The sequence below is a fragment of the Candidatus Syntrophosphaera sp. genome (assembly GCA_019429425.1).
Taxonomy (GTDB): domain Bacteria; phylum Cloacimonadota; class Cloacimonadia; order Cloacimonadales; family Cloacimonadaceae; genus Syntrophosphaera.
Genome location: JAHYIU010000027.1, coordinates 16,019 through 27,274 on the forward strand (window position 1 = coordinate 16,019; position 11,256 = coordinate 27,274).

10 protein-coding genes and 1 other RNA gene are annotated in these 11,256 nt (G+C 54.0%); 10 read left to right on the forward strand and 1 reads right to left on the reverse strand.

All coding sequences use genetic code 11. The annotated features are described in order from the left end of the window. Nucleotides 1-5: 5 nt before the first annotated feature. From K0B87_04335 to rnpB, 10 genes are all read left to right on the forward strand, one after another. A complete protein-coding gene (locus tag K0B87_04335; GenBank protein MBW6513968.1) occupies nt 6-821 on the forward strand; it encodes a hypothetical protein in 816 nt (271 codons plus the stop codon). Between the two features lie 65 nt (nt 822-886). Next, nucleotides 887-2,146: a peptidylprolyl isomerase gene (locus K0B87_04340; protein ID MBW6513969.1), complete on the forward strand. Its 1,260-nt coding sequence runs from the start codon at nt 887-889 to the stop codon at nt 2,144-2,146. Continuing rightward, nucleotides 2,146-2,634: a phosphatidylglycerophosphatase A gene (locus tag K0B87_04345; GenBank protein MBW6513970.1), complete on the forward strand. Its 489-nt coding sequence runs from the start codon at nt 2,146-2,148 to the stop codon at nt 2,632-2,634. Before K0B87_04340 ends, K0B87_04345 begins: the two co-directional genes overlap by 1 nt. Nucleotides 2,635-2,643: 9 nt before the next feature. Then, nucleotides 2,644-2,982, forward strand: a complete 339-nt coding sequence (gene yajC / locus K0B87_04350; protein ID MBW6513971.1) for a preprotein translocase subunit YajC — start codon at nt 2,644-2,646, stop codon at nt 2,980-2,982. Continuing rightward, the gene (gene def, locus K0B87_04355) at nt 2,982-3,536 is read left to right on the forward strand and encodes a peptide deformylase (GenBank protein MBW6513972.1); all 555 of its coding nucleotides are present in this window, start codon (nt 2,982-2,984) and stop codon (nt 3,534-3,536) included. The genes yajC and def overlap by 1 nt, the downstream gene beginning before the upstream one ends. An 8-nt stretch (nt 3,537-3,544) precedes the next feature. Beyond that, complete coding sequence (fmt, locus tag K0B87_04360) at nt 3,545-4,516, forward strand: methionyl-tRNA formyltransferase (protein MBW6513973.1); 972 nt, start codon at nt 3,545-3,547, stop codon at nt 4,514-4,516. Further along, the gene (locus K0B87_04365) at nt 4,516-5,271 is read left to right on the forward strand and encodes a DUF116 domain-containing protein (GenBank protein ID MBW6513974.1); all 756 of its coding nucleotides are present in this window, start codon (nt 4,516-4,518) and stop codon (nt 5,269-5,271) included. The genes fmt and K0B87_04365 overlap by 1 nt, the downstream gene beginning before the upstream one ends. An 8-nt stretch (nt 5,272-5,279) precedes the next feature. Continuing rightward, nucleotides 5,280-6,095 (forward strand): trypsin-like peptidase domain-containing protein, encoded by an 816-nt coding sequence (locus tag K0B87_04370; protein MBW6513975.1) that lies wholly within the window; start codon nt 5,280-5,282, stop codon nt 6,093-6,095. A gap of 15 nt (nt 6,096-6,110) precedes the next feature. After that, nucleotides 6,111-7,826 carry a metallophosphoesterase gene (locus K0B87_04375; GenBank protein ID MBW6513976.1) on the forward strand — a complete coding sequence of 572 codons (1,716 nt, stop codon included), beginning with the start codon at nt 6,111-6,113 and terminating at the stop codon, nt 7,824-7,826. Between the two features lie 305 nt (nt 7,827-8,131). After that, nucleotides 8,132-8,538: RNase P RNA component class A (rnpB, locus tag K0B87_04380), an RNA gene on the forward strand. A 96-nt stretch (nt 8,539-8,634) separates the two neighbouring features. Here the strand turns inward: rnpB and K0B87_04385 are convergent. Continuing rightward, on the reverse strand, nt 8,635-10,230 hold the full coding sequence (locus K0B87_04385; GenBank protein MBW6513977.1) for an FG-GAP repeat protein: 1,596 nt from the start codon (nt 10,228-10,230) through the stop codon (nt 8,635-8,637). Nucleotides 10,231-11,256 lie beyond the last annotated feature (1,026 nt).

Below are 11,256 nucleotides of genomic sequence, written 5' to 3' on the forward strand. Positions count from 1 at the left end.
AGATCATGCATAAGTACCTGTTGTCGATTCTGTTGGCCTTGGCCCTGCTAATGCCGGGCTGCGACAAGTGGAAAAAGGATTCAAGCCAGCTCACGCCTCTGGCAGAGGTGAATGGTGAGGTCCTCTACCAGGAACAGTTTCGCTCCACCTTCTCCGACGAGCAGTGGGAACGGCTCAGTCCTGAGCAGAAAAAGCAGGAGATCGAAGATTGGGTGAACGTCACCCTCCTGGCCCAGGAAGCCGAAGAGCAAAATTTGGCGGAGGAATTGGCCGTACGCCAGCGTATAGATTATGCCACCAAGAAGATCAAAGCGAACGCGCTGATCTCCAAACGCCTGGCCAACATCAACATAGGCGAAGAGGAGATGTTCAATTACTATCGCCTCCACCGCAACGATTTTCAGAGTAAACTGATGGAATATGAGGTCCAGAGGATCCTCTGCCCCGATCCTGCCACGCCGGAGATCTTGCTGCGGCGGATCAGAGAAGGATACAATTTCAACACGGCCGTGCTCGAGCAATCCCAGGAAGGCCTGAAGCAAAACCTGGGCAGGATGGGCTTTGTGACAGCCGCGGGAGAGGATTCCCTCTTCTGGCGGGCCGCCCATGAATTGAAGCAGAATGAACCGGGCATCGCCAACATCGCCGGAATGACCTACATCCTGCGCCATACCAACCAACGCGAGGGAAACCAGGATGCCAACTTCAGCGAATACCGCAACGAGATCAGGGCCATCCTTCTGCGGGACAAGCAGAAACAGGCCTACGAGGACCTCGTGCGCGAATTAAAGATAAGGACCAGCGCCATCTATTACTACTAAAGGCGCCCGCGGACTGACAAGCTCCGCGCAAACCCCCTCAAAGAGGAAAAAACCAAGGACATAAAATGAAAAGATTTATACTGATAGTGCTGCTGGGATTGGCTTTGGCCGGCCTGGCGGCGGAATTGGTCGACCGCATCGTCGCCAAAGTGGGTTCGGAAATAATCCTGATGAGCGACGTCTACAAGCACATGCAACAGATGCGCAGCTCTGGGGTTGAGGTGGAAAGGTTCAGTCCCGAGGCGATCCTGCAGCAACTCATCGAACAGAAGGTCATCAGCCAGAAAGCCAGAGAACTGGACATCAAGATCGACCAAACCAAGGTCAGGCAATACGCCGAACGCTATCTTCAACAGATCAAAGCCAATTATCCTTCGGAAGAGGCCTTCCTGAACGACCTGGCCGCGGAAGGCATGACCGAAAGGGAACTTTTGGCATTCTACGAAGGCCAGATCACGGAAAACGCCATGTCCGAAAAACTTGTGGAGAACTACGTTAGTTCCCAGGTCTCGGTGTCGGAAGCTGAAATGCTGGAATTTTACACCGCAACCAAGGACACCCTGGCTGTCAAACCCACCACCTGGGAAATGGGGCTGATCATGCAGGAGATCAAGCCCAGCAAAGACACTGAAGACGCCGCACTGGAAGAGATCCGGGACCTCCAGAGGCGTCTGAACCTGGGTGAGGATTTTGCCGCCCTGGCCAGTCAGTTCAGCGATTGCCCCAGCAAGGAACGCGGCGGTGACCTGGGTTTCTTTGGCCTGGGCATGATGGTCAAACCCTTTGAAGAAGCTGCTTTTTCCCTCAACATCGGGGAAATTTCGGATGTGGTGCGCACGGAATTCGGCTACCACCTGATCAAGGTGGAGGAAAAACGCGCCAATGACGTCCGGGCCCGGCACATCCTGAAGATCCTCAATCCCACATCTGAGGACAGCTTGGCCGCGCGCCGGACCATGGAAAATGTCCGCGCCCTCTACAGCAGCGGAGAAGAGGAGTTCGAGGTTTTGGCCCGCCGCCATTCGAGCGATCCCGAGGTGGAAAAAAACGGAGGCATCATCGGCGAGATGGCTGCCACAGAATTTCCCGATCTCTTTGCCCAGCACATTGTTCCGCTGGCAGTGGGCGAAATGACGCCCGTCCTGGAAAACGAGGGCATGCTCTATCTCTTTGTCAAGACCCGCGAAATCCCGCCCCGGGTCTTCACCTTCGATGAAGTCAAAGACAATCTGAACAGCTATCTCCTGCGTCAGAAGCAGGTGCAGGCCTATGACGCATGGATCGCCAAACTGATAGAGGACGCCTTCGTGGAGATCGTGCGCTGATGCCCGAAAAGAAGATGACCCCGGCCACCTTTTTGGCCTCCGTGTTCGGGGTGGGCTTCATTCCTTTTGCCCCCGGGACCTTTGGCACTTTGGTAGCTGTCGGGATCTATCTGCTGTTGCCTGAAGCCGTGGTTGGCATGGCGGGCTGGCATTTTTTCCTGCCCGGGCTTATACTATTGACAGCGATATCAATTTGGCTGAGCGGTCTGGCCGAACCAAAGCTGGGCCACGACGCGCCCCAGATCGTCATCGACGAGGTCTGCGGCTATTTTCTGGCTGTCTTTATGCTGCCCAGATCATTGCTGCTGGCGGTTTATGCCTTTGTCCTGTTCCGGGCTTTCGACATTGCCAAGCCTTTCCCGGTCAACATCTCGCAGAGACTTCCCAAAGGCTGGGGCGTGGTCGTGGATGACCTTGTCGCCGGGCTTTACGCCAATTTATTGTTACAAATACTAATCAGAATCGTGCCAAAATTCTTTGGCCTATAGGAGAAACAAATGCTACATACACTGCTCATGGCCCAACAACCCGCGGGTGGCGGAACCGGAGGCGGAGGATTGACCACTTTCCTGCCCATCATCATCATGTTCGCCCTGCTCTATTTCCTGATGATCATGCCCCAACAGAAGAAGCAGAAAGAACTGCAGAAGATGCTGGACAGCCTTCAGGTGAACGACAAGGTCATCACCAGCTCCGGCATCTACGGACGCATCGTCTCGATCAAGCCGGACAAAAACATCGTCGTGCTCGAGATCGACGAAACCAACAAGGTGCGCGTGGAATTCCAGCGCGGAGCCATCGCCAACCTGCTCACGCAACCCAGCGACCAGTCCTGATGTCCCCAGAGCCCAGGCTCCTTCCGGTCCGCATTTATGGGGACAATGTCCTGCGCCTCAAGGCGGAGGAGGTTTCCCGAATAAATGAAGAACTGCGGGAATTTGCCGCCGACCTCGTCCACACGATGTACAAGCGTGACGGGGTTGGTTTGGCGGCTCCGCAGGTGGGGTCCAGCATCCGCGTGATCGCTGTCGATCCCCATTGGAGCAGGGACGGCATGGCCAGGGAGCCGGTCGTGATGATCAATCCCGTGATCGAGGCCAATAGCGGCGAGACCGAGACGGAGGAAGGCTGCATCAGCCTGCCGGGCATTTTCGCCTATGTCGTGCGACCCTCCGTGATCACGGTTTCTTATACTGACCTGCAGGGAGAGCGGCAAAGGATGGAGCTTTCCGGCTATCCCGCTGTCGTGATCCAGCACGAGATCGACCATCTGGACGGGATCCTGTTCATCGACAGGCTTGGCACCATCGCCCGGCTGAAGCAGAAACTCAAGCTCAAGGAACTGGCCAGGACGACTGTGGACGGAGAGAACATCCGCACTGATCTGTAATATTAACAATGAGATACATCTTTGCCGGCAGTTCAGCTTTCGGGATCCCGGCCCTGCGCGGGCTGCTCGAGATAGGGCAACCCCAACTGGTTGTCAGCCAGCCGGATAAGGCGGCCGGACGCCATTTGAGGCCCCAGCCCTGTCCTCTGGCAGAATTTGCAGCCAGCCAAGGTTTGGAGCTCTTCCAACCGGAGGATATCAACTCCCCCGAAAGCCTGGACAGGATAAGGAAATTGGACCCAGAACTGATCGTCACCGCATCCTACGGCGGTTTGCTGAAAAGGGAACTGAGAAAGATGCCCGCCCTGGGCGCAATCAATCTGCATCCGTCGCTTTTGCCCCTTTACCGGGGCGCGACTCCGATCCAGAGCTCCCTGCTCAACGGTGATGCCAAGACCGGAATGACCATTTTCAAGCTTGCCGCGCGCCTGGATGCCGGCCCCATCCTGGCCCAGCAGGAAATTCCCATCGCACGGGATGACAACTTCAGTTCCCTGCACGACAAGCTGGCCATCCTGGGCGCAGAAATGCTCCTCGACCTGATCGGTGCTATGCGACGGGGCGTGATCGAACCCTGGGAACAAAATGAAAGTCTGGCCACCCACACATCCAAGCTGCAAAAAAACGACCTGCAGCTGGATTGGGACCAGCCAGCGGTTCAGGTGCTGAACCATGTCCGCGCCTTTTCCCTTGTCCCCGGCGCCTTTTCCTGGCTGCGCGGGTCGCCCCTCAAGATCCTGAAAGCCTTGCCAACTGAGGAAACAGCCCAAAACACGCCCGGTACGATCGCAGGAATAGTCAGGAACACAGGCTTCAAAGTGAATTGCCGCGACCTGCAGCTTCTGGTCCTGCAGGTCCAGCCGGCCGGCAAAAAAGCCATGGATGCCTGGGCTTTTCAGCTCGGGGCCAGGCTTGACGAGGCTGACGGCTTTTCCCCGGACAAGCAAACCAGCCCTCAAAACATCAAACAGGAGGAATAATGAAAGATCAGGACCAATACATCTCCGTGATCAAGTTTCCCACCTTTGTCAGCATCAGCCTGATCATCCTCAGCGCCATCTATTTCGGCTTTTTATCCCACGCCCTGCAAAAACCGGGCCTCACCCGCACCCAGACCTTCATCTACTCACCGCTGCTGGTGATCCTGCTCTTCCTGGTCGCCACCTGGGTTGTCACCCTGATGTCCACCCACCTGAAAATCAGGCCCCGCTGGCTGCAGCAGCTCAGCAAGTGGATGCTGGTCCATGTTTTTTACCCCCTGTCCAAGGCGCTGGCCTTCATCACATTATCCCACAAGGGCGTTCTCATCGAGTCCTTCCTCAATTTCAACAACGAGACCGTGCTCACGGACCAACAGGACATCCATAATTCCAACATCCTCGTGCTGCTGCCGCATTGCCTGCAGAAGGACGACTGCACCGTGCGCATCACCACGGATATCATCAATTGCGAAGAATGTGGCGGTTGCGACATCGCCACGATCAAGAAGCTGGTGGAGACCCAGAAAGTCGATGCTGCGGTGGCGACAGGCGGTTCTTTGGCCCGTAAACTGATCGCGGACAAAGATCCTGACGTGATCGTGGCCGTGGCCTGCCATCGCGACCTGGTCGACGGAGTGCGCGATGCTTGGAGCTTTCCGGTCTATGCCATTCTCAACGAACGCCCCAAAGGGCCCTGCCATGAGACCAGGGTCAGCCTGGCCAGCATCGAATTTGCCATCAAACGCTTCAAATAGGAAGACTTATGAAAACATCAACCGCAGTTGTCCTGGCGATCGTGGTGCTGATCCTCAATGTTGGCATCTCCATGATGCTGATCAACCAATACCACCAGAATCTCGGATTGGGGCAGGACGCTGCAGCGAAGATAGCCTCCACCAGCCTGCGCCATAACGACATCACCGCTGCCGTCCAGGCCGTCGAGCCAGCCGTGGTGAGCGTCAACGTCACCAAGACCCAGATCGTGCGCGGCGCCTACAGGGGTTTTGGCTTCTTCGATTTCTTCGGCAACATCCCCATGCAGCGCAGAGTGGTAAGCATCGGCAGCGGAGTCATTTACGATCCCAGCGGCCTGATCGTAACCAATGCCCACGTGGTCACCGGAGCCTCGGAGATCACGATCGTGCTGCCGGACAAGCGGGAATTTGACGCCGTTCTGATTGGCATCGACGAAACGCACGACATCGCCAAACTCAAGATCGTGGGCACAAACCTGCCTTATGCCAAACTGGGCAATTCCCAAGATCTGCTGATCGGGGAATGGGCCATAGCCTTGGGAAATCCCTACGGATTCATGATGAGCGACCCCAAACCCACTGTCTCGCTTGGAGTTATCTCCGCAATCAACCGCAGTTTCGCGCCTCAGGAAGGACGCAGCTACCGGGGCATGATCCAGACCGACGCGGCCGTCAATCCAGGAAACAGCGGCGGGCCTTTGGTCAACATCAAGGGTGAGGTGATTGGCATCAACACCTTCATCTTTTCCGAGACCGGAGGCAACATCGGCATTGGTTTTGCCATCCCGGCCCAGCAGGTGAGCTCCATCCTTGCCGCCATCTGATCCGGCCGCTCCCATATGAAGCTAATCCTCTCTCTGCTCCTGATTTGCGTCAGCTTCGGACTGGCCGCGGTCAGCCCCTACAACGCCCTCGGCGACACCCTAACCGTGATCATGAGCCCCATCCTCAATGTGCCGGCCATCCACGTTCCGGGCGAAACCCTGTTCATCACCTGCGTCGCGCCTGCCTCAAGCTCCAACTGGCAGGCCCAACTCCGCCACGGCTCCAAGACGATAGACCTGAACATCAGCAGCAGCCAGTTTTTGACCAACCCCGAGCGCTGGGAATTGCAGGCGACGGTGCCTTCCGTGCCGGTTTTTGAGCTCTATGACCTGCGCGTAAACGCCTCCGGAGGCATCGAAGACGTCACCGCCAACGCCGTGCGCGTGATCCCCACCCGCAAAAGCAGCTTTTATTTCGTCCACATCACGGACCTGCATCTGCCCACCCGCATCTACTATCCCGATTACAGCTACGACACGGATTCCACCTCGGTGAACGACTTTCGCAGCGTAATCCAGGACATCAATCTGATCAATCCGGAATTCGTGCTGCTCACCGGCGATCTGCTCAATGAAGGCGAACTGGAAAACTTTGCCGGGCAGCATTGGTATGGCTGGACCCAGCGACTTTTGGAGGAGCTTGAGGTTCCCGTTTTCGTGACGGCCGGAAACCACGACATCGGTGGCTGGAACGCGACCCCGCCGCCTCAGGGCAGCGCGCGCCGCAACTGGTGGCGCTATTTTGGCTGGCCCTGGTTGGACAATCCCGATTCCAACTGGCCCCGGCACACCCAGGATTACGATTTCTTCTATGGCGACCTGCATTTCATCGGCCTGGAGGCCTATGACAACTATGACAACTGGCGGGCCAATATCTATGGCGGGCAGAGCTTTATCTACACCCAGATGCTCTGGCTGAACGAGCGCCTCGCCTTCCAGCCGGACAAGACCAAAATCCTCTTCCACCACTACGATTTTTCCGATCAGATCAACCTCAATGCCCTCGGCGCCGACATGGAACTCTGGGGCCATATCCATTACAACAGCGGCTCCATCTACTCCCATCCCTACACCCTTGCCACCCGCAGCGTCTGCAACGGAAACCGCGCCTATCGCGTGGTCCGGGTCAACGGCTCCCAACTCCAGCCCCAGAACACGATCTATGCCGGAGCGACGGGCGGCAGCCTGTACGCGAGCTTTTATCCCTCCAACACGGCCAGCGCGGACAGCGTTTTGGCGATCGTTTCCAACAATCAGCCTCTGGCCTTTGAACACAGCCTCCTCAAATTCCGCATGCCGCCAGGAAACCATGGCTACAGCGTGATCAACGGAGTTTTGTCCCAGGTGGACCGCGGCGCCCAGGAGAATGTCTGCCACGTGAATGTCGATCTGGCCGCCAATTCAGTTAAGTACGTAAGTATTGCCAGCAATTCCACAGCAGTTGAAGATCCCATCCAGCCGCCTTTCTCCCTCATCAGCAGCGCGCATCCCAATCCCTTTGCCTCCCAACTCACGGTGCGGCTCGATTCCCGGGCGGCCAACCCCACTCTCAGGATCTACAACCTGCGCGGGGAACTGGTCCGCGAATTTGGCCCTTCGCCGGATGGAAAGATCGTCTGGGACGGGCGTTTTGCCTCTGGCAGAGTCGCCCCGGCTGGGATCTATCTGCTCCAGGCCAGGCAGGGAAAGGCTTCCGAGCTGCGCCGGGTGGTCAAGATAGCCTCAGACTAGACTTCATTACAAGAGTATAGGCTCCTTCTCTTTCGCTATCGCCACCCCCGTGCTCAGATTGATGGCAAACCCCGCCGCAGGTGGGGTGCAGGAATATAGGCGGTGGCTTCAGCCATCGTGATTGGTTGTAGCCAAATTTGGTTTTTCAGCCCCGTCCCTGCCCCGGTTGAAACCGGTTTGTGAAAAATAGCTGAGCTTTCTACCCAATTTGCGTCTTTGACCAGATGTTAAACCAGCACAATAAAAACCTTGCTAACAAAAAGCTTGACTCCCCTCCACCTTTTCATTAAATTGTAATTAAACCACGGGAAAACCAGATGTCCGCTGTCCCGCAAGGGGCAGAGGAAAGTCCGGACACCACAGGGCGGGATACTTCCTAACGGGAAGCCGCAGCAATGCGGAGCCAGCTCCACAGAAACAAACCGCCCGGCACGCTCCTTTTGGTTGTCGTTGAGAGACTGCAGCTTTTTTTCAGTGCCGGGCAAGGGTGAAATGGTGGTGTAAGAGACCACCGGAAGCCTTGGTGACAGGGTTTGCCGGGAAAGCCTTATCCGGTGCAATGCCAAATAGGGAAGCCACGAAGCGCGGCCCGCGCGGTTACGGCTTCCGGGTAGGCAGCTTGAATCCGTCCGCGAGGGCGGATCCAGAGGAATGGACATCAGCCTCCGCGCGAGCGGGGGCCACAGAATCCGGCTTATCGTTTTCCCGTGGGCTTTTTATCCTGTTTCGTGTGGTTTATTGCGTCTTTCGTCCCGGCTATGGATTACCGGCGATCCCAGCACGGTTGTCATATATGCTCCGATCCGCGTTATTTCAGGCAGGTGATCTTCTTTGTGATGGTATCACTTCCTGCCTGTACCTGCAGCAGATACACGCCACTGGAGAGATCATGGGTATCCCAGTTTATGCTGCCATTGAGAAAATGGGAGAGATCAATTCCTCTCAGCAGACGCCCCTTCAGGTCAAAGAGTTTTATGTTCACATCCGTTTGTTTTAAGGGGCTTAGCTCAATCTGGATTTGTGATGAAAAAGGATTGGGGCTTACCCGAATAGTAAACTGGTCTCCAATTCCTGGAAGCACCGGGTCATCGTTTGCCACGGTTGTGTCCTCAAGCTGGGCATTACCTCCAAATACCCATACATATCCATTGAAGTTACCCCATGGCCAGGGATCGTATTCATGGGACGCGGCTATGGCTATATCGTCATAACCATCAGTATTAAAATCTCCGGTTACCAGACTATAGCCGTAGTTCTCATATCCGGGATTGTTTTTGATCATGTCAGCAGTTCCATTTACGTTTTGTTTGCCCAGCCAAACCGCGAACCCGCTTCCAAAGCTCGCTCCAACTGCGTCTTCATATCCGTCGTTATTGAAATCGCCATGCTCCAGCGAACGCTGGAACTCTCCGCCATACCAGGGAGGGTCCATATCAAAATCAGGTACAGCGTAGTTGATGTTAGTTCCACCCAGCCAGGCATGCATCCCCTCATCCGTAATGTAGCCCATGAAGTCGTCATAACCGTCGCCATTCATGTCTCCCAACGGTTTGCTGCCTCTTGATACTCCATACTGGCAATAGATGAGCGTGATTGGATCATCGGTATTCCCGGCAGCATTGCCATAATATAGCCGAATCAGATTGTGGGTTGGATCTGAAGACGGGGTGGCAAAGCCTGTTGTAAAATCATCGTAGCCATCGTTGTTGATGTCACCGATACCATGGATTGAACATGAGTAAGAATAACTTGCTTCACCATTAGAAACAACTTGTTCTTGAAATGATCCTCCCCAGATGATTGATAGTCTATTCAGGTAAGAAGGAGAATGCAGGTAATAGAACCCCATATCTCCGAAGCCGTCTCCATTTACATCACCCAGGGGTAATATCCTAAAAAAAGTGTATACGCTTCCATACAAATTGAGCACATAATCAGGATTATCCAGATTGGTGGTTCCACCATAGAAGAAGAGCAGTTTCTTATAGCTCTCATTCCAGGATATGTGGTCTTCTATGTACACACAGAGATCATCAAAGCCATCACCACTGATATCACCGACTCTATAAATCCCCCAAATTCTTCTGCCCACGCTATTGGCATAAGTGCCTTCTATTGTTATGCTGGCAGGAGTTGTTGAATTGAAACCAGCTCCACCATAATAGATATAGATCTTACCTCTTGCCGGGGTTATACCATAGTCGTATCCGTAAGCAAAAGAGCAGACTGCCAAATCATCATGTCCATCATGGTTGAAATCCAAAGATACCATCGAGTAGCCGTAATCAGAGCTATGGTGCTCTCCCTGAAAGGAAGCAATGACGGGCATATCGTTTATCGCATACAGGATGTTAAACGATATAAGCAGTGGGATCAGGAGAATTGCGCTGCTTAATTTATTCATCTTTCCTCCCGTTGCCAACCTTGGAATCCAGCCATGGCATTTATCGAAGTATGGCAAGAACATTGGTTACAAGAATGACAAATATCCGAACTTCCAGGATCAGGGTGATTGTGTAAAGAACCCGGATCTAACAATACATCCATTCTGATCATCTTATCCTCCTGCACAACAGGTGCTGTTATCCGAAACAACATTAGATTTGGGAAACACAAGATCCCGGCTGTCGTAAAAACCAGCACCAAAAACCAGCTTATTCTTTCCCACCACCATGATAACAGCCTAAATGATTTCCATTTTTGTGTCAAGTGCCATGTTTTATCTGATCCTTGCCCAGACCTGTGATCCCTGCGTAACACTGGCTTTTCGGGGTCATCGCCAGACAACTTGTTGGCCGGTGGGTGGTCACACAGTCGTTATAGCAGAAATGTCTGGGTTTTGAAAGGGAGGGAGTTATTTTATTGATTTTATGTATGCCTATGAGAGTCTTTGTAATCACCGGATTAGTCCGGAGGACAACAGTGCATTAGCACGGTATGGAGCGACGCAGGCACGCAAGGGAGCGAAGCGAGTTTGCGGGGCAAGGAACGTAATGCCGTGACCCTAGGCGATCATCACAAAAAAAAGAATCCCCACCCCACCCCATTTGACCGGACGAAGCCCGGTCAAATGGGGTGGGGTGGGGTAAAAATTAAACACGGACCGCATACCACGGCATTCCGCTGCGCTCCATACCGTGCTAATGCACTGCCGTCCTCCGGACTCCAAGCCCGATAATTGGTTTTACTGCTGATCTTTCCCACATGTCTAATCTTCTGGGACACAGGAAGATAGTTAAAAATAATTCTTGACAAAAGAACCTCGTATTATATTGTGGCACAATATTATACAAGCCAAATACAAACGAGGTTCAAAAGTGATTTATCCCAGAATCAGCCAATTTAGTCAAGTCAAATCTTCGAGTTTAGTTGAAGGCCGTGCCACGGGTTTGTTTAAGCGCTTTAGATTGGAACGTTTGGTCAAAGAAGC

Coding starts and splice junctions, on each gene's coding strand:
- K0B87_04335 (MBW6513968.1), top strand. CDS start 6: ATGCATAAGTACCTGTTGTCGATTCTGTTGGCCTTGGCCCTGCTAATG.
- K0B87_04340 (MBW6513969.1), top strand. CDS start 887: ATGAAAAGATTTATACTGATAGTGCTGCTGGGATTGGCTTTGGCCGGC.
- K0B87_04345 (MBW6513970.1), top strand. CDS start 2,146: ATGCCCGAAAAGAAGATGACCCCGGCCACCTTTTTGGCCTCCGTGTTC.
- yajC (MBW6513971.1), top strand. CDS start 2,644: ATGCTACATACACTGCTCATGGCCCAACAACCCGCGGGTGGCGGAACC.
- def (MBW6513972.1), top strand. CDS start 2,982: ATGTCCCCAGAGCCCAGGCTCCTTCCGGTCCGCATTTATGGGGACAAT.
- fmt (MBW6513973.1), top strand. CDS start 3,545: ATGAGATACATCTTTGCCGGCAGTTCAGCTTTCGGGATCCCGGCCCTG.
- K0B87_04365 (MBW6513974.1), top strand. CDS start 4,516: ATGAAAGATCAGGACCAATACATCTCCGTGATCAAGTTTCCCACCTTT.
- K0B87_04370 (MBW6513975.1), top strand. CDS start 5,280: ATGAAAACATCAACCGCAGTTGTCCTGGCGATCGTGGTGCTGATCCTC.
- K0B87_04375 (MBW6513976.1), top strand. CDS start 6,111: ATGAAGCTAATCCTCTCTCTGCTCCTGATTTGCGTCAGCTTCGGACTG.
- K0B87_04385 (MBW6513977.1), bottom strand. CDS start 10,230: ATGAATAAATTAAGCAGCGCAATTCTCCTGATCCCACTGCTTATATCG.